Genomic DNA, 20,928 nt, shown 5'->3' on the forward strand with positions numbered 1-20,928 from the left:
CCGGTGGGGGATAGTTTAGCGGTAGAACTCCCGGCTCTGACCCGGGCAGCCTTGGTTCGAATCCAGGTCCCCCAGCCAGTCCAATGAATTCGGTCGTCAGCCGCTTAACCCAAGGTCGTTGTTAACCCGAGGTGCTTGCGGAGATCTTCCCCCGTCACTCGCCTCAGCTCGCTGGCCCGACGACTGCGGTCACCGCGATCACGTAGAGGCTGCTCGGATAGGTGCGGCAGAACTTCGCCACCTTGTCCATCGCGTCTTCCATCGTCACCGTATAGGCCTTGTTGAGCAGGAGGCTGGTGATCGTCAGTGAGCCGGCCATGAAGGCGTAATAGCCCTCATATTGGAGGTCTTTGACCTCCGGCGGCTTGCCGGGCTGGTTCGAGCCCGCCGTCTGCGCATCGTTGTGCTGCCGCGCCACGAGAAACTCGGAACAAGGACTCTTGCCAAAGCCATAGACCGCGAATGTTCCGGGCGCGTTCCGCTTCGCAAGGGCGGGCGATGTGGACAGACCTGCCGCGACGAGCGCGAACGCCAGAATCCTCAGCTTCATTCCGACACCTCAAAGTGGTTCAGACGGCTTTGGCAAGCGACCGGCCGGGATCGCAGCTTACGCTCATGGTCTTTGAGCGATCTAGTGCCACGGAACTGCCGCCGGCGAGACGGCGATCTCCCTTCGGCGAACCCGCTTCGTGACTCGGGCCGTGGTGGTGGTAGTCTCCCTCGCCTGTAAGAGCATCCAACGAGGGAACGAGACCTTGATCCATGTTGTCGCGATCATCACCACGAAACCCGGCCAGCGCGGGACGGTGTTCTCATCCTTCCGGGACATTATTCTCGAGGTCCGCCGGGAAGAAGGCTGTGTCGAATATCGCGCCACTGTGGATATCGAGGGCGGCCCCGAGACCTGGGCGAAGTTCGGCCCCGACACCTTCGTCGTGATCGAGAAATGGGAGAGCAAAGAGGCACTCGAGGCTCATAGCGCTTCGGCCCACATGGTGGCCTATGCGGCGCGGGTTAAGGACCTCATCGCATCCCGAGCCATCCACGTTCTCGAACCGCTCTGAGCCGCCCAGAAACACAGGAGAACCCGCGGCACATGCGGGTCAGCGCCATCACCCTCGCGGCCTCACGCGATGGCTGAGCAATGTGCCGCGGCGAGCATGCATCGGCCCTCCCGATGCTCCCAAATACGCGTATAGGCATACCGTCCCTCGAAGGCCGTGCCGTCCAGCTTGCCGCCGACAGTGGCGGTCACCGTAACCACCGCGCAACTCCCCATCAGCCTCGTTTCGAAATCCTCGATCGTCATGCTGCGGATCCGCAGCGAGCCGGACGAATGCGCGATCAAGCTGTCGATCTTGTTGAGGCGTTGCCCCGTCTGATCGGTAAAGACGAGTGCTGGACTGAGAAGATCGCCAATCGCCTTGACGTCGTTTGCGAGAACAGCCCGCCGCAAACGTTCTTCCGCATCGTCGATTAGCGCGGTTGTCACCATTAGCCCCGCTCCTTGCGCGTCCGGGACCGGGCTACAAAACGGCACTAACTCCGCTCCGGTCCGGCCCTCGGCGTGACAATCTTAAGGGTCTCGCGCCGCTTGCCCAAGCGCTCCCAGCGCTTGCCTCATGCGACCGTCGCAGACCTCTTCTCACTCAGCGTCTGACCGCCCACGGATAAGGCAGGGCTAGATTCGTTCTAAAACAGTAATGTATGATTTCGCCGGGCATGAGGTAGGCGCGGCGGTGTTGGTGGTCGGAATTTTACGGGCGGCGGTCTTCATCCCATTGCCTGACTCCCCAGGGTTTTTGGACCCGCTGGAAGCACGAGCCTGGGCGCGCGCCTATCTGAGAGATCATCCCGATCTTCTTCAGCCTGGTTTGGACGCGCTCACCTGGCGCGCCATGGAGGTTCCGGACGAGGACGCCCGGTGACTTCATCGGGGCGTCGACGATGGAATGGGGCGCCGGCGGCTATTTCACCCACGGTCCGCCATGCGGATATCCGCCGCCATGCCAGCCCCCGTGGTAACCGCCGTGCCAATAGCCGCCACGGTAGCCGTAGCGGGGGTAGACACGATGGTTGAAAAACCCGAACGCGAAAACCGGCCCACCAAAATAGCCATAGGGGCCATAGCCGAAGCCAGCATAGGGGTCGGCGTAGAAGCCGGATCCCGTATCGGCATAGATGGGATAGGCCTCGAGCTTGTTGCCGTTCGCGGCCATGCATTGGATATACGAGGCGTCATAGACCCGCTGCAGGCTCGCACCCGAATAGGCGCCGTTCGTCGCCCCGGTCGCGGCACCCAGCACGAGCCCCGTCCCAGCACCGACGGCTGCTCCGGCGCCCGCATTCCCGGCGGCGGCACCGATCGCCGCTCCAGCCGCCGCGCCGACCGCAGTTCCAACCGCGGCGCCCGCGACACCGCTCGACCTCGCCGCCTGGTTCGGCGAGGTGGGTCCGGTCTGCGCTTGTGCATAGTCACGGCAACCCGCGTCATCGGCCTGGAATTGCGGTAAGGTCTTGTTGGGCCCAGGAACTTCGAGCACCGTTGGGCCATCGGGAGGCGCCGCGCATGCGCTCAGCCCTAAGATGCTCGTCAACGCCAAAGCGACTCCGCACCGCATCATGACTTGCTCCTTGCCGCCGCCCGGTTTCCCGGCGACTCCTCAAGGCTGAAAACACCCGCGCTGGGGCTTTCTATTCATCTCTTCGATCCGTGGACCGGGCATAGCTGTCAGGCGAGAGGCACCTTAGCTCACATAGCAGCCGGATAGGTGGAAAGCCCTGTCCCGCGCTCCCCGTCGCAGTTCAAGCGAGAGTGTTTTCGGTGCGCCTTAGCAACGTTTTGTGCTATCGAACTGCTGGCACGGACGCCCCCGCCTCTCGCAGCCTCCCGCCCGTCGTGACCAAGCCCAACAAAGAGTAGCAAGCTCGTGCCCCGAGATCGCCGCCCCAGCGCCGAACCAGATTATGCGCAGCTTTGGTTCAAGGGCCGGGCCATCTCCTTGCTCACCACGATTGGCGCGCGGGTCTTCGTCGGACTTGTCTTAGTGATCGCCGTCATCGCGGACCGCGTGAGCGACCGCGGCGGCGAAACCGTCATATTGGTGATGCTCTGCGCCCCTTGGGCGCTTGTCGCGATCTTGCTGCCCATTGCGATCTATCGGGCTTTCGTCCCGAAAATGACCCCTCACGAACGCTGGCTCGCCCGCAAGGCCGCCGAACCATGGCCGGATCCGACACCCTGGAAGGCGAAGAACCCTCTCGATTTGGGGCCGTATCGCGTTCCCCAGACCCCGGACGGGACAAAACGCGCGAAACGCATCGAACCGCGCTTCTAACGGAAGCTCAAAGCCGCATCTCGAAAGCCACCATTCGCCGGGGGTAGCGTCGCACCGGCGTCTCGTCTACCCGGAGCCCTGCGGAGGCGTCAGCCGCCCGCGAGGTCAGGAGGCGGCGAGATGGGCGGCATTTCCCCGAGCCAAGCGGTAGCGCGGCTCGAATTCAACTACGAGCGGGCCTGCAACGCCCTGCGCGACGCGCTCTCGCGCTACGTCAATACCGGCGTCGCACCGACCGCCGCCGACCGCCGCGCCTTCCGCTACCCGCAACTCGGCGTATCCTGGCAGCCGAAGGGCGCCATCCGCTACACCACCCGCGCCTGGGCCAAGCTGCAAACCCCCGGCGACTATGCGACCACCATCACCCAGCCGAGCTTCTTCCGCGCCTATCTCCTTGAACAGCTCGAACCCCTAGTGGAGGAATTCGGCGCCACGCTGTCCGTCGGCGTCAGCGACCTCGAAATCCCCTATCCCTACGTCACCGAGGTCGGCGACGAATTCGTGCGTGGCGAGGTGCAGGTCGATGACCTCGCGCGTGTCTTCCCAACGCCGATGCTCTCATCGGTGGGAGACGAGGTGGCGGATGGCTTGTGGCGATTCCATGCCGACCGGCCCCGCCCTCTCGCTTTGTTCGATGCGGTGCGGACGGACTTCTCTCTCAAGCGCCTCACTCATTACACCGGCCTGGATTGGCGGCGGCTTCAGCCCTGGATCCTACTCACCAATTACCAGCGCTATGTCGAGGGCTTCGTGCGCCACGCCCTCACCGAGATCGCCCGGCCGGACAGCCCCTATGTCGCGCTCCTCCTGCCGGGCGGCGGCCGCGTGACTCGGGAGACACCGCCGGCGGAAGCGGCGGAAATCGTCGCGGCGAGCCCATGGCAGCGCTTCCAGATGCCGGCCTATAGCTTGGAACGCGAGGACGGCCAGGGTATTACCATCGCCAATATCGGCGTCGGCCCGTCGAACGCGAAGAACATCACCGACCACCTCGCGGTGCTGCGGCCCAATTGCTGGCTCATGATCGGCCATTGCGGCGGTCTGCGGCAGAGCCAGGTCATTGGCGACTATGTGCTCGCCCATGGCTATCTCCGGCGGGACCGCATTCTCGACGATCTGCTGCCGCTGGAAGTCCCGGTGCCCGCGCTGGCCGAGGTCCAGGTCGCGCTGCAGGAAGCGGCGGCACGCGTGACCGGTGAGCGGGGCGAAGCGCTCAAGCGACGGCTGCGCACTGGCACTGTCGTAAGTTATGACGACCGCAATTGGGAACTGCGCTGGAGCCAGGAGCGGCGGCGCATCAATCTCAGCCGTGCGATCGCGGTGGATATGGAAAGCGGCACCTTGGCGGCGCAGGGCTATCGGCTGCGCGTCCCGTACGGCACACTGCTCTGCGTCTCCGACAAACCGCTGCATGGAGAGATCAAACTGCCGGGCGCTGCCACCGCATTTTATCAGCGCGCTGTCGGTGAGCATCTCGCGATTGGCTTGGAGACTATCGAGCTGCTGCGCGGTCAGGTTCACTCGCTGCATTCGCGCAAGCTGCGTGCTTTCGACGAGCCGGTGTTCCGCTAAAGCGTGTTTGCCCATGATTGAACCGCGACCCGCCTATCCGTCATGGCACGCGAAGGCGTGCGGGGCACCCCGTGCCATCCACGCCTTGCTTGTCGAGAAAGGAAGGCGTGGATGCTCGCCTTCGCCGAGCATGACGACGGTGGAATGAAAACGGTTTGAACCGAAGACATCCTGCTGCACACCCCATGCCTCAGTGGTGCCAAGCGGCGCTCGTGTAGAAAACGCGGCCGAGGCCAATGGTGAATATGAGGCAGCCGGAAAGGCTGTACGCCAGGCACGCTAGTTTGAGCGAGCGGTGGCGGCCGTAGTCGCGCGCGAAAAGGAAGCCGCCAGCCGCAGTCATCGTGATCGCGATCCAGTTTAGGAAGATGACATGCGCGAAGCCGAAGGTGATCGCGCTCGCCAGCACCCGCCTCGCATTTGTCGGAAGAATAGCCGCGTACCGCATGAAGAGCAGTGCGCGATACAGCACCTCCTGTGGCCAGACTGATAAGACCGGGTAGAGCACCATGATGATCGCCCAAAACAACGGTCGCTCGCGCGGCAGGCTGAGGAACCTCTGGGGCCAAAGAAGCCATGTTGCGCCGGTAATAATGTGTGCCAGCACGGCGAAGCGGAGGAGCACTGCGCGGATCTCGGCGCGACTGTCCTTCGGAACCGGCTGGACGCCTCGGGTGGCGACGTAGGCGATCAGCGCGCTCACCCACAAGACTAGGAACAAGACACCGGGCAAGCGAACCAAAAGCACATACAAAGGGCCTCCTCCATAGATCAAAGCGAACTCCGCGATGAGCCATAGTCGGAAGCCCCTGCCTGAAGTGGCACCCTTCGCCGCCGCCATGTCAGGCGGCGAAGGGTGTTTTTAGCCGCCTAGAGAAGGCGCAGGCGGCCAATCAGGTAGCCGACGCCGATCAGCACGAGTGCCGCTACCAGCGGCTGGTCGCGGATCATGTCGGCAGCGTCACCCATCACATCCTCGGCCTGGCCGCGTGCCTGGTTGACCTTGCCGCGCACTTGCGTCCGTGCGTCGCCGGCGAAATCGCCGACTGCCTCCTGCACCTTACCCGCCGCGTCGCGCGCCGCGCCGGTGAACCTGTTCTCGCTCATGCGTGGTCTCCCTTTAACCTGCGCCACATCTGGGAGGCCGTTCACGCTTCGCAACCGCCCGCCGCGCGTCTGTGAACGACTCAAGCGGCCTTTCTTGTGATGGCGCGCAGTGCCGCCAGGGCGCGCGCCCGCCCCTCGGACAGATCGACCTGAGGACGCGGGTAGGTTTCGCCCAGCTTCACGCCAGCGGCCTCCAGCGCCTTCACGGGCGCCGACCACGGTTCGTGGATATACCGACTCTCCAGCTTCGCGAGTTCGGGCACCCAGTGCCGGACGTAAGTGCCCTCGGGATCGAATTTCTGGCCTTGCAACACCGGATTGAAAATGCGGAAGAACGGCGCCGCATCGGCCCCGCAGCCGGCAACCCACTGCCAGTTGACGGCGTTGTTCGCGAGATCCGCATCCACCAGTGTATCCCAGAACCATGCCTCGCCCTCCTCCCAAGGCAGCAGAAGGTGCTTGACCAGGAAGGACGCCGTGATCATGCGGACGCGGTTATGCATCCAGCCGATCGACCAGAGCTGACGCATCCCGGCATCGACGATCGGCACCCCGGTCTTGCCCTTCTGCCACGCCCGGAGTTGGCCCGGATCATGCCGGCGCTCGAATTTCTTGAACTCCGCCCGCAGGGGCGCATCGGGGGTTTCCGGATGGTGCCACAGCACATGGGCCGTGAATTCGCGCCAGACGAGTTCGCGCCGATAGGCTTCGGCGCCAGCCCCATGCGGCTGCGGCGCTTGCGCCACGGCGTGCCAAAGCTGGACCGGCGAGATCTCGCCCCAATGCAGATGCGGCGACATCGAGGAACTGCCATCACTCGGGATATCGTTCCGCCCCGTCGCGTAACCCGCGAGACCATCGTTCATGAAGGCTTGAGCGCGTCGCTTGGCGCCTGCCTCGCCTGGCTCCCAGCGGCGCGAAAACGCCGCATCCCAGGGGACGGCGGGCAGCAGCCGCCAGGCATCGAGCCGGTCGGGCGTCGAGAGCTTCGCACCTTTGAGGCGCCGAGGCGCCAGGACCGGCTCGGGGACATGCGTGGCCTTGGCGAAGGCGCGCGCAAAGGGCGTGAAGACTGTGAAGGGCTTGCCGGCTTGCGTCCGTACGGCGTCGGGATCGTGCAGCAGGCTCGTGCGATGCTGGACAAGCCGCCGCCCCTCCGCCGCGAGACCAGCCGCGACCTCGGCATCATCCGCCTTCTCCCAAGGTTCGGGCATGATCCCGGTATGGACCTCGGCGGCGTCGACCTCGCGGGCGAGCGTGAGAATTGTGCTGACGCGCGGACCGCGCCGCAGCAGCAGATCGGCACCTCGGGCGCGCAGGCCTTCCGCCAACCGTTCCAGGCTATGATGCAGCCACCACTGCGAGGCGGCACCGGCCTTCCAGCCACCCGGCCCCTCATCATCGAGCACGAAGACCGGCAAAACGAAGCCATGGGCCTTGGCCGCCGCGCGCAGCGGCGCATGGTCGTTCACGCGAAGGTCCCGCCGATACCACACGATGGCGGGACCGGACGCCGCACTCACACTAGGTTGTCTCGCCAATCCGCCCGCTCCTCACTCGACGCCACGCATATGGGCGCTAATACCTGAGCGAGAAGCGAGATCGTCCGCCTTATCGGTGACATTGATTTATCGAGCTGAGATTTATCAAGCTGGCGGCGACTGGCCTCTCCCAGCAGCATAGTGAAAGAACCAGCATTCGAAGTAACGCGCCTCAGCAGCGAAACTTCAGGATCCGGCAATCGCCAGCCCGTCGAATAGCGACATCTGCTTGTTGCCCGTTGCCGATACCGTCTCCGGCACTCGAAATTGGCTGGTGTTCAGCGGACCCATTCCAGCGTCCAGGCCATTCTGCCGCACCGCACGCTCGAACCGGCGGCCAATGAGTTCCGCATATGGACCGGTGCCGGTGAAGCGATGCCCGAAACGTGAGTCATTGAGGTCGCCCCCGCGCATCTGCCGCACCAAGCTCAGCACATGGTTAGCGCGGTCAGGCATATGCTCACGCAGCCAGGCCTCAAAGATCTCGCGGAGTTCCAGCGGCAGCCGCAGCAGCGTGAAGCCGGCCCGCTTGGCGCCCGCTTTCGCGGAAGCCGCAAGGATCTGCTCCAGCTCCGCATCGTTCAGCCCTGGAATCATCGGCGCCGCCAGCACACCGACTGGCACCCCGGCCTCGGCCAATGCCGCGACGGCCCTTAGCCTAAGGCTGGGCGCCGAAGCGCGCGGTTCCATGCGGCGCGCCAATTCCCCATCCAGCGTCGTGATGGAAATGAAAACGCGTATCAGCCCGAGCGCCGCGAACTCCTTCAGCAGGTCGAGATCCTGCACGATGCTCGCTGACTTGGTGACGATGCTGACAGGGTGCCGAAACCGCAGCAGCACCTCCAGAGCCGCGCGTGTCAGCTTGAGCTTTCGCTCGATTGGCTGGTACGGATCGGTGTTCGAGCCGAGCGTGATCGGCTTCGCGGTATAGCGCGGCCGCCGCAATTCCTTGTCCAGCAGCGCTGCGACATCCGGCTTGAAGACAAGCTTGGTCTCGAAATCCAGGCCAGGCGAATAGCCGAGATAGGCGTGGGTCGGACGCGCGAAGCAGTAGACGCAGCCGTGCTCGCAGCCGCGATACGGGTTGATGGATCGGTCAAAGCCAATATCGGGACTGTCGTTTCGCGCGATGACTGTGCGCGACGCGTCGCGAATGAGCGTGGTCTCGAGCGGCGGTAGAGCGGCGAAGCAATCCTCCAGCGAACCCCAGCCGTCGTCATAGGGCGTGGCGGAAGCGCTTTCGAAGCGCACACCCGGATTGGTCGTGGCGCCACGTCCCTTCCTTGCCAGGCTAGGCGCGGCGGCGACTGGCTCCTCCTCGACCGCATCGTCCACGGCTGGCGCGACGGTCGGTCGCGGCGCCACGGCGGCACGCCTCGACGGCGCCATAAGCGCCTGGCGAAACACCATCCGGACTTTTCGTTCGGTCTTGCCTGGCACTCCGCCGGTTTCGGTCCCGGCCGCGACTGCTTCGCCCATCTTGCGCCCCGCTTTCTGGCTGAGAACAAGATGGACAGGCGGGGCACCGCCGTCAAGAACGAATAGAGAACATCGGTTTTGCGCCGACAGCGACGGCGGCAAATTCCACCCGAAAGCCCAATGAAACATTGCGTTAAGCAGGTGACGCCGGCCGCACTCCATGCCTAAAGTTCTGATATCGGCCGGCGATGGGCGCCGTTGCGCCCCCTCAACTGTCACAAAAGTGACGTTGTGGCTCGCCATGGCCGCCTGTATCGCCCCTCCGCACCCCATCGTGCGGATTGTCTTCGCGTCTATCCGCCTCTCATCTGACCCTACCCCAGGAGATCCTGATGCCGATCGACCCCCGCCTTCTCGGACGACGCGACTTCGCCAAGCTCGGTTTCGGTGCCGCGGCACTGGCGACGGCCGCGACCATTCCCGGCCTGCGCCACGCCTATGCGGCGGCGATGGATGCCACCAGCGACATGAATGCGCTGATCGCGGCGGCGAAGAAGGAAGGCACGCTCAACGCCATCGCCCTGCCGCGCGACTGGGCGAATTACGGCGCGCTGATGGACACCTTCACCCAGAAATACGGCATCAAGATCAACGACGCGAACCCGGACGGTTCCTCCGCCCAGGAAATGCAGGCGATCCGCAGCCTCAAGGGGCAGGACCGGGCGCCGGATGCCGTCGATGTCGGCCCGTCTTTCACAACCGCGGGCGTGCAGAAAAAGCTTTTCGCACCGTATAAAGTCGCGACCTGGGAGACGATCCCGCACAACATGAAAAGCCCTCAGGGCTATTGGGTCGCTGACTATTTTGGCGTCGTCTCCTTCGCGATCAACAAGAGCGTCGTGAAGAACTCGCCGCAGACCTGGGCGGATCTGAAGAAGCCCGAATATAAGGGCATGATCGCGCTGAACGGCAGCGTGCTCGGCGCCGCCGCGGCCTTCTCGGCGGTCTTCGCGGCCTCGCTCGCCAATGGCGGCACCTACGACAACATCGACCCCGGCATCGCCTTCTTCGCCGACCTCGCCAAGCGCGGCAACCTCAACCCGGCCGCCGCGACCGGTCCCGCGCTGCTGGTCAGTGGCCAGGCACCCATCGTCATCAACTGGGATTACCTGGCGCTCGGCTATCGCGATGCCGCCGTCGGCAAAGCGGTCATCGACGTTGTTGTTCCGAGCGGCGCGCCACCTTATGGCAGCTACTACTGTCAGGCGATCCCGACCGACGCGCCACATCCCAACGTTGCACGCCTGTGGCAGGAATTCCTGTATTCGGATGAGGGACAGCTTCTGTTCCTCGCCGGCTACGCGCATCCCGCGCGCTATGCGGATATTGCCAAGCGGAATCTCGTCCCCGCCGAATTGCAGAAGAAGCTGCCGCCGGCTGGCCCCTATGCCGAGGTGAAGTTCGCGACCCAGGAGCAGATTTCCAAGGCGCAGAAGGAAGTCGCGGCGCAGTGGCCCCGGATGGTCAAGATCTGACGCTCGGCCGCGAGTCTTGAGCCAGGCTCTGTCCACTCACAAACCAAGGCCGATGGGCGCGCGGATTGGCGCGCTCATTCCCTGGCTCTTCGTCGGTCTCTTCCTCGCCTTTGTCTGCGCCTTCCTCATCGCGCCGACTTTGGTGCTCGTCGTGCAGTCGGTCACCGGTGACAACGGTTTCACGCTGTCGTACCTGGCTCAGCTCGGCGACTATCAGTATCGCGTCGCGTTCGAGAATTCCGTGATCCTGTCGGCCGCTTCGGCGGTCGTCGGGTTGATTTTCGGCGGCCTGCTGGCCCATGCCGTGCTGCGGCCGGGCGCGCCCGGTTTCTTGCGTTCAGCTGTGACGAGTTTCTCTGCGGTCGCCGCGAATTTCGCCGGCGTGCCGCTGGCTTTCGCCTTTATCACGACGCTAGGAACATTGGGCTTCGTGACGGTGGCGTTGCGCAGCATCGGCATCGACATCTACAGCCACGGCTTCTCGCTCTATTCGCTGACCGGTCTGACCATCACCTACGCTTATTTCCAAATCCCGCTCATGCTCATCGTCATCATTCCGGCGCTCGAAGGTTTGCGGACGACGTGGCGCGAGGCGGCTGACAATCTCGGCGCGACCGGCGGCCAGTATTGGCGGCTGGTCGGCCTGCCGGTGTTGTTTCCGTCGTTGCTCGCGGCCTTCCTGCTGCTGTTCGGCAATGCCTTCTCGGCCTTCGCCACGCCCTTTGCCCTGACTGACGGCAATATCGCGCTGGTGCCGATCGACATCAGCAATGTGCTCTCGGGCAATGTCATGTCCGATCCGCAAGTGGGTGCCGCGCTCTCCACCGGAATGATCGTGGTGATGATCGTGGTGCTCGCCATCTACGGCCTCATCTCGCGGCGCGCCGCGCGGTGGAGGCGCTAGCATGAGTGCCACACTCTCCCGCAGCGGCGGGCCGCGCGTCGGTCTTGGTAACTGGATCATCATTCTGGCCTGCGGGCTGTTCTTCCTCGTGCCGCTGATCGTGACGGGAATTTTCAGCCTCTGGGAGGGTGGCCACAGCTATGGTGTCTCCTCCTATGTTCTGTTGATCCATAGCAGCGGCTTCTGGCGCAGCCTGTTGCTGTCTCTGCAACTGGCGATCGAGACGATCCTGCTGAGTTTCGTGCTGTTGGTGCCTGCGATGATCTTCGTCCATCTCAAGGCGCCGAAGCTCAAGCCGCTTTTCGAATTTATCGCCACCCTGCCCTTCGTGATCCCGGCCATCGCCCTGATCGCCGGTCTCAGCACGCTCTACACAGGGCCGAACTGGCTGATCGGAACACCGAACTATCTGGTCATCCCATATTTCTTCTTGGCCCTTCCCTATGGCTACCGCTCGATCGATGTCGGACTCAACACGCTGGATGTGAAGACGTTGACCGAAGCAGGGCAGTCGCTCGGTGCTGGCTGGGGGCGCATCATCGTTCTGATCCTGCTGCCCAACATGACCGCCGCGCTGGTTGGCGCCACGCTGCTGACGCTCACCATCGTCATGGGCGAGTTCACCTTCGCCAGCGTGCTGCTGTTCAAGACTTTCGCCGTCTTCATCAACGACACTGGGCAGAACGCCGTGACCGAGGCCGCAGCCCTGTCGCTGTTCAGCTTCGTGCTGACCTGGATCGCCATGCTCGGCGTCATCGTTGCCGGCAAGCGGCAGCGCACCCGCATCGGCGCCCGCTGATGAGACGGCCAACCCCCATCAAGGAGCGCGCCCGATGACCGGGGTTACCCTCACCGCGATCCGCAAAACCTACGGCACGCGCACCGTTCTCGCCGATATCAATATGCAGCTGGACCAGGGCGAGTTGCTCTGCCTGCTTGGCCCCTCCGGCTGCGGCAAAACCACGTTGCTGCGTATTCTGGCGGGGTTTGAGACGCCGGATTCCGGGCAGGTCGTCATCAACGGCCAGGATGTCAGCAGCCTGCCGCCGAACAAGCGGCGGATGGGCATGGTGTTCCAGGCGTACAGCCTCTTCCCCAACCTGACGGCTTTGCAGAACGTCCGCTTCGGCCCGCGCGTTCGCGGCCTCGGCACCACTTCCGAGCAAACGAAAGAGGCGCAGCGGCTGCTCGCGATGGTCGGGCTCGCCGCGCATGTCGATAAGTTCCCGCACCAGCTCTCTGGCGGCCAGCAGCAGCGCGTGGCGCTGGCGCGCGCGCTCGCGGTGCAACCAGACATCCTGCTCCTCGACGAGCCGCTATCGGCGCTGGACGCCAAGGTGCGCGTGCAGCTCCGCTCTGAGATCCGCCGTATCCAGCGCGAGATCGGCATCACCACGGTTTTCGTGACGCATGACCAGGAGGAGGCGCTGTCGATTTCCGACCGCGTCGCCGTGATGAATGAGGGTCACGTGCTGCAGATGGCGGCGCCCGCCGCGATCTATCGCCAGCCCGCAGACGCCTTTGTCGCGCGCTTCATCGGCGCGGGCGGCGTGCTCGCTGGCCGTACCTCTGGAGCAACCGTGCGGATCGGCGAGATTGCTTTGCCGTCCGATGCCGCCGCCGCCATGCCGTCTGGCACCGAGGTCGAGATGTTCCTCCGCCCCGAGCATGTGTCGCTGCATGATGCCCCGGAGGGTGCGCCAGCAGGGTCCGTGGCGGCGGAGGTCGTGGATCTAACGTTCTTCGGCTCGCTCAGCCGCATCAAGCTGGGTCTGACGGGCGCCCCGACCGGTGACGACGCGGGAAGCGGCGAGATTTGGGCCGACCTCTCCAGCGCCGCCGCCGAGCGTTTCGTGCCAGGTACGAAAGTATGGGCATCCTGGCCGTCAGGGGCGCCACGCGTCCTCGCGCGTTAGCGCTACACGTTATTCGATATTGTCGGCCACCGTATCGCAGGCCGCAGGCTGGGGCGGCGCAGTGGTCGGATGGGTCGGGATCGTCGAGGTCACCGTTCCGCAATCGAGCGCAGTGCCCGTCGGCAGCCCGGCGAAGAGCTTCATCGTGATGAGGTCGCCTTCCTTGGTCTGCAGGATCGGTTGCCCAAGCGGCTCGATGATCCGCGCAAAATTCGGCTCAGAGGTCCGATCCGCCTGCCCGACCCTGCCAAACAGCACCCACACCCGGCCACCGGTCGAAAGATGCTGCGCCGCCTTATAAACGTCGAGCGTCCAGGCATCCGCAGGGATCTCGTCGCCCTGCCGCTTGAGGAAGAAATTCATCATGTAGACGGGCAGGCCATCAGAAACGAGCACGACGTCACCTGGTAACATTGCCTGTCGCAGATCCTGGCCCGCCAAATCCCAGCGCGGCTTGGTCTCGGCCCGGTAATAGGGCGCGAGATTGATGGCCGCGAGGAGGATGAGCGCGAAGGCGGCCCCACTCTGCCAGCGCCGCGGCAGCAGGCTTACGCCCAAGCCGACGAAGAGCAGGAAAGGCACCGAACTCCACAGCAGGTAACGCGGCATCCATAGCGGCTTGATGAACGAAATCAGGAGGATAGTCAGGGGCGGCATGAAGGCGGCGATAGCCAGCGCGCGGAGCATGGTGCGCGACAACCCGGGCGTCGCGCCGCGCTGCAAGGCGCCCGCGACCGGTTGCCGCTGCAGATAGGCCAGTCCCATCGCGGCGAAGACGACGATGGCCGCACCGAAGCCCGGAATGGCAGCCGGCAGCAGCTGGAAGCTGATCAGCCGCGAAGTCCGCATGAGATAGAGCGAGGAGATCGTCGAGAAGAAGTGGCGCAAGGTCAAAGCGGGCACCCAGTTGGTCGCGTTGCCCATATAGCCATGCGTAAAGATGTCCATCGCGACGAACCAGGGCAGCGAGAAGCCCAGCACGATCGCCTGCGCCACGAGCCAGCGCAGCAGGAAGCGCCGACGGTCGACCCGCGCGTCAAAGGCGATCGCGAGCGCCGCGAGATTGGCCGAGATCAACCAGAAGAACGCAACGCTTAGCACATTGAGGGCCGCCAGGGTGCCGAGGGTATAGAGCACCCAGGGCGCATGCCGCGCCGAGGAATCGCGCCATGGTGCCGAGGCGGCGCGAGGGTCGCGGGCCAATTCCACCAGCCCCAGCAACCCGATCGCCATCATGCAGATGACGAAGCTGTAGGAGCGCGCCTCCTGGCCGTACTGCACCTGTAGCGGAGAAAGTGCCAGCAGCATGCCGGCGATCAACCCGGCTCGCCAGCCACCAAGCTGCCGTCCGATGAGAAACAGCACCGCGCAGGATGCCGATCCGAAGATCACGGAGGGGATGCGGAGAATCGCCTCGGTGGTACCGAAGGAGGCGAGCATCGAGGTGATCATGAAGTAGGACGGCAAATGGTGATGCGCGAGAGAGTCGGCGATCATGTCCCAGAACGGCAGGCTCGACCGCGTGACCGTGGTAATTTCGTCCAGCCAGTACGGCATGCTCGCAACACCGTAGTAGCGCGCGAAGAAGCCAACGAGGAAAACGGCTGAGAATAACAGCAGCGTCGCATTCGCCTCCGCCCATAAAGCGAGGCGCGCGCGTGGCCGTTCGGCGATGCCGGCTACGGGTTGAGGCTGGGAGGCGATCGACATTTAGTCTCCATACGGCATTAGCCGCCAGAGGAAGTTAACGGCCGATGGGACCGCCTACCAAGGACGAAGATGGCGGGGGATTGAGGCAGCTTTATAGCTTGTTAGGTAGCACTTTGTGGCGCTTTGTTGCCGCCTGCGTGCTCAGAAACGCCCGAGGCTGGCCGGTCACGAAGGACGGCAATCGTTGCTCTGGCCGCCCCATCAGGCGCGGCGCGAAAGATCGCCCAGGAAGCGGTCGCGCCACGCCGACAGGCTGTTGCGTCGTAGGACCGACATCATCTGCGCGTGCCGCTCCCGCCGCTCACGCAACGGCATCGCCAGCGCCTTCTCGATCGCATCTGCGATATCATCGGCATCGTGCGGATTGACCAGCAGCGCCGCCGTCAGCTCGGCGGCGGCGCCGGCGAATTGCGACAGCACGAGAACACCGGGATCAGCCGGATCCTGCGCCGCGACATATTCCTTGGCGACGAGGTTCATCCCGTCCCGCATCGGCGTCACCAACCCGACATCGGCGAGCGCATACATCGGCATAAGCTGGTGCCGCGCGAAGCCCTTATTGAGGTAACGCAGCGGCGTCCAATCCACCTCGGCGAAGCGGCCGTTGATGCGCCCGGCCTCTCGCTCCAGCTCCAGCCGGATCTCGCGATAGGTATCGACATCGGCCCGCGACGGCGGTGCGATCTGGAGGAAGGTCACATCCCCCCGCGACGTGTCCTGTCGCTCGAGAAACCGCTCATAGGCCAGGAAGCGCTGGCTCAAGCCTTTGGAATAGTCGAGCCGATCAACGCTGATGATGAGGCGGCTTTCGCCAATAGAGTTGCGCAGCCGGTTCATCTGCGGGCAGTTCGCCGGCGCCTCCGCCTGGCGGCGGATCTCATCGACCTGGACGCCGATCGGATAGACACCGGTGCGCAGTACGCGACCGAAAGCCATGATGGCGCGGCCGGGCAGCAAATGCCCGTCCGCCTCGCGGAGGATATAGTCCTCAAAGGCGCGGCGGTCGGTCTCGGTCTGGAAGCCGACCAAATCGAATTGGCAAAGCGCGCGCGCCAATTCGGCGTGCGGCGGCAAGGTCATGAAAACCGAGGCCGCGGGGAAAGGCGTGTGCAGAAAGATGCCGATGCGATTGGTCGCTCCGCCTTCCCGCATCGCTGCCGCGAGGCCCAGCAGGTGGTAGTCATGCGCCCAAATCACGTCATCGGGCGCGATGCTATCCAGCAGTGTCTTGGCAAACAGCGCGTTGACGCGGCAATAGCCGGCGTATTCATCGCGAGAGAAACGAGCGAGCGCCGTGCGGTAGTGCAACACGGGCCACAGCGCGCCATTGGCGAAGCCGCGATAATATTCCTCGTAATCCGCGGCGCTGAGATCGATCGTACGGAGGAGGATCCGCCCCTTCGCCTTCTCCGGCTGAGCGGTAGAGGCTCCGGCGGCGATCTCCCCGCTCCAGCCAAACCACAGCCCGCCTTTCTCGTTGAGCGCATCCAGCACACCGGCGGCGAGCCCCCCAGCGGTCGGTTGCCCCTCCTCGATCGGGGCGATGCGGTTGGAGACCACGACCAGCCTGCCTGCCTGGGCCTGCCAGGAGCGGCGGGGCGCCTGCTCCAGCAGATCCGAGTAAGCCCGACCGAAGACCGTCTCTTCCATGGGAGCGCTTCCCTATGTCCCTGCGAATGAGCTGAGCCGCGTGCGAAGCATATGGGAGGCCTAAGCCGCCTTGGGGAGGTGGACGACGTTTTGCTTGGACAAAAGATCGCGATACGGACCGGGGCGAAGAGAGAGGTCACGCGGCGACCCGTCGTCGATAACGCGACCCTGATCCATCACGATGATCCGGTCGAAGCTCTGTAGCGTCGAGAGACGATGCGCGATGGCGATCACCGTGCGGCCTTCCATCAGCGTATCAAGCGCCGCCTGGATCGCCTGTTCCGAGCCGGTATCGAGGGCGGAGGTCGCCTCATCGAGCAGCAGAACCGGCGCGTTCTTCAGCAGGGCGCGTGCAATCGCGAGGCGCTGGCGCTGGCCGCCTGAAAGCTTGGTGCCACGATCGCCCACGACGGTATCGAAGCCCTCCGGCAACGCCTCGATGAACTCGCGGCAATGCGCCATCTCGGCGGCCGCCAGAACCTCGGCCTCTGTCGCGGTCGGCCGGGCGTAGCGGATATTCTCCAGCACTGAGCGATGGAAAAGCGAAATGTCCTGCGGCACCACCGCGATACCCTGGCGGAGGCTTTCCTGCGTCACGCGGCTGATGTCCTGGCCATCGATGAGGATGCGGCCTTCATTCGGATCGTAGAAGCGCTGCAGCAGGCTGAGCATGGTGGACTTGCCGGCGCCCGAGGCACCGACCAGGCCGACGCGCTCGCCGGCGGCGATCTTGATGTCAACGCCCTTCAGGATGTCCGGACGGCCGGGATAGCCGAAACCAAGTTCCTCAAAAGTCACGGCACCGGCGGTCAGCAGCAGCGGACGCGCCTGGGCGATGTCCGGCAGAGCATGGGGAACGAGCAGCGTCTCGGTCGCTTCCTCAAGCCGCGCGACATGCTGGGTCAGATCGACCAGCGCGACGGCAAGATCCCGTGTGCCGTGCAGGATGGTGAAGCATAGCGAACCAACCAGCACGATATCGCCCGAGGTCGCGTGACCACCCTGCCAAAGCAGGATCGCCCAGGCCATGACACCGGCGGAGAAACCCGCCGTGACGACGGCATGCAGGAGACGCAGCTTCTCAAGGTAGATCAGGCTTCCATGGCGCGACTTCATCTCCGTCGCGATGGTCTCGCTCATCCGGCGAGATTCGCGCAGCGTCGCACCGAAGGCCCGCACCACGCCGATATTGCTGATGATATCGACGAGTTCGCCATCCACCCGCGCGGCAGAGGTCGCATAGGTGCGGTGAAGCGGACCGCCCTTGCGGGCCAGCATGAAGATCACCGCGGCAAGACCCACGCTGATCGCGAGCATGACGATCGCCATAAGCGGATTGACCGAGGTCACGAGGGCGATCGAGAAAATCACCGCGACGACGGGCGGCAGAACATTCCAGGCAATCGTATTCTCAGTCGTGAACACGGCGTTCGCGGTCGCCGTAACCCGGCCGGCGAGCGTGCCGGGCAGGCGGTCAGCGAAGTAGCTCGGCGAATGACCGGCGAGATGCGCGAAGAGGTCGCGGCGGACGTCGCCGGTGACCCGAACAAACAGCCCGGCCGCGATCCAGCCGCCCACGCGCCACATCAGGTTATCGGCGCAGATCAGCACCGCGAGCACGCCGAACGCGATCCAAACGCCCGTCACGGCCGCCGCCGAATGGCCGTGCGCGACCGCGTCGATCACGTTCTTCAGGCCGTACTGCGTCAGCACCGAACACAGCACCGCGATCAGTACCGACCCGAGCACGCCGATATGGGCAAGCTTATGCCGCCCGGCAAAATGAAGGAGAAAGTGGATCGGCTTGGAACGCAGGCCGAGTAGCGAGGGCGCATGCTCCGCCGTCACTGTCCGCTCCGTCGTCCCAGCTTCGCGAGCACGATTGAAACCGCGCATGCCAACACTCCAATAGACTTCGATATCGCTGCGGCTGATTGCCTGGCCAAAGCCATGGCCCCGCCGCCTGCTTGAACGAAACCTAAGAGAAGATCGTAGCGGAAATAGGGCGCATTTTACGGAATTGCCAAGTTTTCAAAGCTTTAGCGCCGAGATTTCGCCACATTCACGGAAGATTTTTATACCTGCCGTTATCGGGCTGAGACCAACCATTAAGACTTCCGGCTATCCCACTGGAGAGTCTGGCATTCGCCGGAACGCTCAGCATCGGACCGCACAGGAGAGTATCCCGCCCATGCGTATCGCCCAGGTTTCGCCTCTGTATGAGGCTGTTCCCCCTCGCCTCTATGGCGGCACCGAGCGTGTCGTCTCCTTCCTTACGGAAGAACTGGTGGCGATGGGCCATGACGTAACATTGTTCGCCAGCGGTGACTCTATCACCCGCGCACGTCTCGAGCCGATGTGTGCCGAGGCCCTGCGCCTCGATCCCTCGATCCGTGATCGTATCGCTCCCCATTTGTTGATGATGGAGGCGATCCGCGACCGCGTGGATGAGTTCGACGTCATCCATTTCCACAACGACTACCTGCCCTTCTCGCTGTTCTCTCGCCAGGCAACGCCTTTCGTGACGACCATCCACGGCCGCCTCGACCTACAGGAATTCATAGACATCTACGGCGCTTTTCCGAAGGTGCCGCTGATCTCCATCTCCGACAGCCAGCGCGCGCCGGTGCCGAACCTGAACTGGCTGCGGACAGTCCATCACGGACTGCCGCTCAATCTGCTGACGCCGCGCTCGGTCGAGCCGAGCTATCTCGCCGTGCTCGGCCGCGTTTCGCCGGAGAAGGGTGTGGACAAGGCGATCCGCATCGCCGGCCGCGCTGGGATGCCGCTCAAGATCGCCGCCAAGGTCGATGCAGCCGACGAGGAGTATTTCCAGGCCGTGATCAAGCCGCTCCTGAAGCAGCCGCATGTCGAGTTCATCGGCGAGATCAACGAGCGGCAAAAGCCCGAATTCCTTGCCGGCGCCCATGCCCTGCTCTTCCCCATCGACTGGCCCGAGCCCTTCGGCCTGGTGATGATCGAGGCCATGGCCTGCGGCACCCCTGTCATTACCTACGAGCGCGGTTCCGTGCCCGAGGTTATCGACGAGGGCGTAACGGGCTTCGTCGCGCGCGATGAGGCAGACGCGGTGCGTGCTGTGCGTCGCCTCGGCGAAATCAGCCGAGACGGCGTGCGCGCCCGCTTCGAGCAGCGCTTCACATCTCGCCGCATGGCCGAGAACTACCTCTCGGTCTATGAGGAGATGGTCGAGCGCCGCCCGCGCCCGGCGCTCCGCGCTGTCGCGGGCTAACGCGCCAAGAGGCTGACAGGTGCCTGATCGCCATGACGCTGTTGGAGATCAGGCCCGGCCTCACTTTGGATGACGAAACCATCGAGTTTCGTTTCGTCCGCGCCTCGGGCCCGGGCGGCCAGAACGTCAACAAAGTGTCAACCGCGGTAGAGCTGCGGTTCGACACCCGGCGCTGGCCGGAAATGCCTGCCGCAATGGCACCACGGCTGGCGACCCTTGCCGGCCAGCGCATGACGCAGGACGGTGTTGTCGTGATCTTCGCGCAGAGCTACCGCAGCCAGATTCGCAACCGGGAAGACGCCACTGAGCGGTTGGTGGCGCTTCTCCGCGAGGCTGCTGAGGTACCGCGCCGCCGCCGTCCGACGCGGCCGACACTCGGCAGCAAGACGCGAAGGCTGGACACCAAGACCCGCCGAGGCAACGTCAAGCGGATGCGGGGTTCGCCGGATTCATCGAGCTGAGATGAGGAGAATCTCCCCGCCCTGCAAGCGAGGGGTTGGGGGTGGGTTCGGCATCGCGACGGTAGGTTTCGACCCAAAGAACCCACCCCAAGCCCCTCCGTTGCTGGGAGGGCAACCGGCAAGCAAGCCCCCTTAGCCCAACACCATCAACGGCTTGTAGCCGCCAATTGCTGTGCGGTTAGAAAGCGGATGTTGCGCTGGACCGCATTCCGCACCGTTATCTCGTGACCCTGCTCAAGCGCGGTGATCATCGCCGCCATATCCTCTTCCACGCGCTTCATCTCCTTGTAGATGGGATGGCGCCCGGCGCCGTAGCCGTTCTTCCTTAGGTGCTCCAGGATCATCCAGGCACGGTCGTAAACGATGCCCGCACCCTTCCAGGCCGGCACACCGCCCTTGCCGCCACTCACCGTGTCGTAGCTCATGGGTATGTCTTTCATCCTGGCCGAAATCGACAACCGCCGGGGGTCCCGGCTGGATCATGTGCCCGCTTGGTCATAGGCTTCACCCCTGACTGGGGCGGGA

At 64.1% G+C, this 20,928-nt stretch carries 21 protein-coding genes and 1 tRNA gene; 11 read left to right on the forward strand and 11 right to left on the reverse strand.

From position 1 onward, the window contains the following. The first annotated feature begins 4 nt into the window (after nucleotides 1-4). Nucleotides 5-78, forward strand: a tRNA-Gln gene (locus tag GSQ92_RS04390). A gap of 85 nt (nucleotides 79-163) precedes the next feature. Here the strand turns inward: GSQ92_RS04390 and GSQ92_RS04395 are convergent. Beyond that, a complete protein-coding gene (locus tag GSQ92_RS04395; protein WP_158802211.1) occupies nucleotides 164-550 on the reverse strand; it encodes a hypothetical protein in 387 nt (128 codons plus the stop codon). Between the two features lie 205 nt (nucleotides 551-755). Here GSQ92_RS04395 and GSQ92_RS04400 point away from each other — a divergent pair, with 205 nt between their 5' ends. Further along, nucleotides 756-1,064: a putative quinol monooxygenase gene (locus GSQ92_RS04400; RefSeq protein WP_158802212.1), complete on the forward strand. Its 309-nt coding sequence runs from the start codon at nucleotides 756-758 to the stop codon at nucleotides 1,062-1,064. 62 nt (nucleotides 1,065-1,126) lie between these two features. Here the strand turns inward: GSQ92_RS04400 and GSQ92_RS04405 are convergent, their stop codons facing one another. After that, the gene (locus tag GSQ92_RS04405; protein WP_159013081.1) at nucleotides 1,127-1,495 is read right to left on the reverse strand and encodes a nuclear transport factor 2 family protein; all 369 of its coding nucleotides are present in this window, start codon (nucleotides 1,493-1,495) and stop codon (nucleotides 1,127-1,129) included. 208 nt (nucleotides 1,496-1,703) lie between these two features. Here GSQ92_RS04405 and GSQ92_RS04410 point away from each other — a divergent pair, with 208 nt between their 5' ends. Continuing rightward, nucleotides 1,704-1,928 (forward strand): hypothetical protein, encoded by a 225-nt coding sequence (locus tag GSQ92_RS04410; protein WP_158802214.1) that lies wholly within the window; start codon nucleotides 1,704-1,706, stop codon nucleotides 1,926-1,928. Between the two features lie 39 nt (nucleotides 1,929-1,967). Here the strand turns inward: GSQ92_RS04410 and GSQ92_RS04415 are convergent, their stop codons facing one another. Continuing rightward, nucleotides 1,968-2,624, reverse strand: a complete 657-nt coding sequence (locus tag GSQ92_RS04415; RefSeq protein ID WP_159013082.1) for a glycine zipper family protein — start codon at nucleotides 2,622-2,624, stop codon at nucleotides 1,968-1,970. A gap of 306 nt (nucleotides 2,625-2,930) precedes the next feature. Between GSQ92_RS04415 and GSQ92_RS04420 the strand changes: the two genes are divergently transcribed. Together GSQ92_RS04420 and GSQ92_RS04425 are read left to right on the forward strand one after the other, a co-directional pair. Further along, a complete protein-coding gene (locus tag GSQ92_RS04420; RefSeq protein ID WP_158802216.1) occupies nucleotides 2,931-3,338 on the forward strand; it encodes a hypothetical protein in 408 nt (135 codons plus the stop codon). A 120-nt stretch (nucleotides 3,339-3,458) separates the two neighbouring features. Then, the gene (locus GSQ92_RS04425; protein WP_159013083.1) at nucleotides 3,459-4,910 is read left to right on the forward strand and encodes an AMP nucleosidase; all 1,452 of its coding nucleotides are present in this window, start codon (nucleotides 3,459-3,461) and stop codon (nucleotides 4,908-4,910) included. A 190-nt stretch (nucleotides 4,911-5,100) separates the two neighbouring features. Here the strand turns inward: GSQ92_RS04425 and GSQ92_RS04430 are convergent, their stop codons facing one another. The 4 genes from GSQ92_RS04430 to GSQ92_RS04445 all read right to left on the reverse strand — a co-directional run bounded on the left by GSQ92_RS04430 (nucleotide 5,101) and on the right by GSQ92_RS04445 (nucleotide 9,037). Then, the gene (locus GSQ92_RS04430; protein ID WP_254066563.1) at nucleotides 5,101-5,658 is read right to left on the reverse strand and encodes a type II CAAX prenyl endopeptidase Rce1 family protein; all 558 of its coding nucleotides are present in this window, start codon (nucleotides 5,656-5,658) and stop codon (nucleotides 5,101-5,103) included. 122 nt (nucleotides 5,659-5,780) lie between these two features. Continuing rightward, nucleotides 5,781-6,017 (reverse strand): CsbD family protein, encoded by a 237-nt coding sequence (locus GSQ92_RS04435; protein WP_158802219.1) that lies wholly within the window; start codon nucleotides 6,015-6,017, stop codon nucleotides 5,781-5,783. 80 nt (nucleotides 6,018-6,097) lie between these two features. Further along, nucleotides 6,098-7,558 (reverse strand): deoxyribodipyrimidine photo-lyase, encoded by a 1,461-nt coding sequence (locus GSQ92_RS04440; protein ID WP_159013085.1) that lies wholly within the window; start codon nucleotides 7,556-7,558, stop codon nucleotides 6,098-6,100. 186 nt (nucleotides 7,559-7,744) lie between these two features. Next, nucleotides 7,745-9,037 (reverse strand): PA0069 family radical SAM protein, encoded by a 1,293-nt coding sequence (locus tag GSQ92_RS04445; RefSeq protein ID WP_254066560.1) that lies wholly within the window; start codon nucleotides 9,035-9,037, stop codon nucleotides 7,745-7,747. 332 nt (nucleotides 9,038-9,369) lie between these two features. On the opposite strand from GSQ92_RS04445, the gene GSQ92_RS04450 reads away from it, so the two are divergent. The 4 genes from GSQ92_RS04450 to GSQ92_RS04465 are packed head-to-tail and all read left to right on the forward strand — an operon-like array spanning nucleotide 9,370 to nucleotide 13,332. Further along, nucleotides 9,370-10,512, forward strand: coding sequence for an ABC transporter substrate-binding protein (locus GSQ92_RS04450; protein WP_254065546.1), 1,143 nt, complete (start codon nucleotides 9,370-9,372; stop codon nucleotides 10,510-10,512). A gap of 52 nt (nucleotides 10,513-10,564) precedes the next feature. Further along, nucleotides 10,565-11,416 carry an ABC transporter permease subunit gene (locus GSQ92_RS04455; RefSeq protein WP_158802220.1) on the forward strand — a complete coding sequence of 284 codons (852 nt, stop codon included), beginning with the start codon at nucleotides 10,565-10,567 and terminating at the stop codon, nucleotides 11,414-11,416. Between the two features lies 1 nt (nucleotide 11,417). Then, a complete protein-coding gene (locus GSQ92_RS04460; protein ID WP_158802221.1) occupies nucleotides 11,418-12,215 on the forward strand; it encodes an ABC transporter permease in 798 nt (265 codons plus the stop codon). 34 nt (nucleotides 12,216-12,249) lie between these two features. Beyond that, on the forward strand, nucleotides 12,250-13,332 hold the full coding sequence (locus tag GSQ92_RS04465) for an ABC transporter ATP-binding protein (RefSeq protein ID WP_158802222.1): 1,083 nt from the start codon (nucleotides 12,250-12,252) through the stop codon (nucleotides 13,330-13,332). A gap of 9 nt (nucleotides 13,333-13,341) precedes the next feature. Here GSQ92_RS04465 and GSQ92_RS04470 read toward each other — a convergent pair whose 3' ends face one another. The 3 genes from GSQ92_RS04470 to GSQ92_RS04480 form a co-directional block, all read right to left on the reverse strand. Beyond that, nucleotides 13,342-15,042: a glycosyltransferase family 39 protein gene (locus tag GSQ92_RS04470; RefSeq protein ID WP_158802223.1), complete on the reverse strand. Its 1,701-nt coding sequence runs from the start codon at nucleotides 15,040-15,042 to the stop codon at nucleotides 13,342-13,344. A gap of 201 nt (nucleotides 15,043-15,243) precedes the next feature. Continuing rightward, nucleotides 15,244-16,692 (reverse strand): trehalose-6-phosphate synthase, encoded by a 1,449-nt coding sequence (locus tag GSQ92_RS04475; RefSeq protein WP_158802224.1) that lies wholly within the window; start codon nucleotides 16,690-16,692, stop codon nucleotides 15,244-15,246. Nucleotides 16,693-16,752: 60 nt separating this feature from the next. Then, nucleotides 16,753-18,588 (reverse strand): ABC transporter ATP-binding protein, encoded by a 1,836-nt coding sequence (locus GSQ92_RS04480; RefSeq protein WP_158802225.1) that lies wholly within the window; start codon nucleotides 18,586-18,588, stop codon nucleotides 16,753-16,755. A 295-nt stretch (nucleotides 18,589-18,883) separates the two neighbouring features. On the opposite strand from GSQ92_RS04480, the gene GSQ92_RS04485 reads away from it, so the two are divergent. Together GSQ92_RS04485 and arfB are read left to right on the forward strand one after the other, a co-directional pair. Continuing rightward, nucleotides 18,884-19,942: a glycosyltransferase family 4 protein gene (locus GSQ92_RS04485; RefSeq protein WP_158802226.1), complete on the forward strand. Its 1,059-nt coding sequence runs from the start codon at nucleotides 18,884-18,886 to the stop codon at nucleotides 19,940-19,942. Between the two features lie 32 nt (nucleotides 19,943-19,974). Next, nucleotides 19,975-20,403 (forward strand): alternative ribosome rescue aminoacyl-tRNA hydrolase ArfB, encoded by a 429-nt coding sequence (gene arfB, locus GSQ92_RS04490; protein ID WP_174246636.1) that lies wholly within the window; start codon nucleotides 19,975-19,977, stop codon nucleotides 20,401-20,403. 146 nt (nucleotides 20,404-20,549) lie between these two features. Here the strand turns inward: arfB and GSQ92_RS04495 are convergent, their stop codons facing one another. Next, the gene (locus GSQ92_RS04495) at nucleotides 20,550-20,843 is read right to left on the reverse strand and encodes a hypothetical protein (RefSeq protein WP_159013086.1); all 294 of its coding nucleotides are present in this window, start codon (nucleotides 20,841-20,843) and stop codon (nucleotides 20,550-20,552) included. Nucleotides 20,844-20,928: the final 85 nt, after the last annotated feature.

The organism is Acidisoma sp. S159 (assembly GCF_009766125.1).
In the GTDB taxonomy this organism is placed as follows: domain Bacteria; phylum Pseudomonadota; class Alphaproteobacteria; order Acetobacterales; family Acetobacteraceae; genus Acidisoma.

What these genes read in the sequence shown, in the direction of transcription:
- GSQ92_RS04395 (WP_158802211.1), bottom strand. Translation starts at nt 550, where the DNA reads ATGAAGCTGAGGATTCTGGCGTTCGCGCTCGTCGCGGCAGGTCTGTCC.
- GSQ92_RS04405 (WP_159013081.1), bottom strand. Translation starts at nt 1,495, where the DNA reads ATGGTGACAACCGCGCTAATCGACGATGCGGAAGAACGTTTGCGGCGG.
- GSQ92_RS04410 (WP_158802214.1), top strand. Translation starts at nt 1,704, where the DNA reads ATGTATGATTTCGCCGGGCATGAGGTAGGCGCGGCGGTGTTGGTGGTC.
- GSQ92_RS04415 (WP_159013082.1), bottom strand. Translation starts at nt 2,624, where the DNA reads ATGATGCGGTGCGGAGTCGCTTTGGCGTTGACGAGCATCTTAGGGCTG.
- GSQ92_RS04425 (WP_159013083.1), top strand. Translation starts at nt 3,459, where the DNA reads ATGGGCGGCATTTCCCCGAGCCAAGCGGTAGCGCGGCTCGAATTCAAC.
- GSQ92_RS04435 (WP_158802219.1), bottom strand. Translation starts at nt 6,017, where the DNA reads ATGAGCGAGAACAGGTTCACCGGCGCGGCGCGCGACGCGGCGGGTAAG.
- GSQ92_RS04445 (WP_254066560.1), bottom strand. Translation starts at nt 9,037, where the DNA reads ATGGGCGAAGCAGTCGCGGCCGGGACCGAAACCGGCGGAGTGCCAGGC.
- GSQ92_RS04450 (WP_254065546.1), top strand. Translation starts at nt 9,370, where the DNA reads ATGCCGATCGACCCCCGCCTTCTCGGACGACGCGACTTCGCCAAGCTC.
- GSQ92_RS04455 (WP_158802220.1), top strand. Translation starts at nt 10,565, where the DNA reads ATGGGCGCGCGGATTGGCGCGCTCATTCCCTGGCTCTTCGTCGGTCTC.
- GSQ92_RS04460 (WP_158802221.1), top strand. Translation starts at nt 11,418, where the DNA reads ATGAGTGCCACACTCTCCCGCAGCGGCGGGCCGCGCGTCGGTCTTGGT.
- GSQ92_RS04465 (WP_158802222.1), top strand. Translation starts at nt 12,250, where the DNA reads ATGACCGGGGTTACCCTCACCGCGATCCGCAAAACCTACGGCACGCGC.
- GSQ92_RS04470 (WP_158802223.1), bottom strand. Translation starts at nt 15,042, where the DNA reads ATGTCGATCGCCTCCCAGCCTCAACCCGTAGCCGGCATCGCCGAACGG.
- GSQ92_RS04475 (WP_158802224.1), bottom strand. Translation starts at nt 16,692, where the DNA reads ATGGAAGAGACGGTCTTCGGTCGGGCTTACTCGGATCTGCTGGAGCAG.
- GSQ92_RS04480 (WP_158802225.1), bottom strand. Translation starts at nt 18,588, where the DNA reads ATGCGCGGTTTCAATCGTGCTCGCGAAGCTGGGACGACGGAGCGGACA.
- GSQ92_RS04485 (WP_158802226.1), top strand. Translation starts at nt 18,884, where the DNA reads ATGCGTATCGCCCAGGTTTCGCCTCTGTATGAGGCTGTTCCCCCTCGC.
- arfB (WP_174246636.1), top strand. Translation starts at nt 19,975, where the DNA reads ATGACGCTGTTGGAGATCAGGCCCGGCCTCACTTTGGATGACGAAACC.
- GSQ92_RS04495 (WP_159013086.1), bottom strand. Translation starts at nt 20,843, where the DNA reads ATGAAAGACATACCCATGAGCTACGACACGGTGAGTGGCGGCAAGGGC.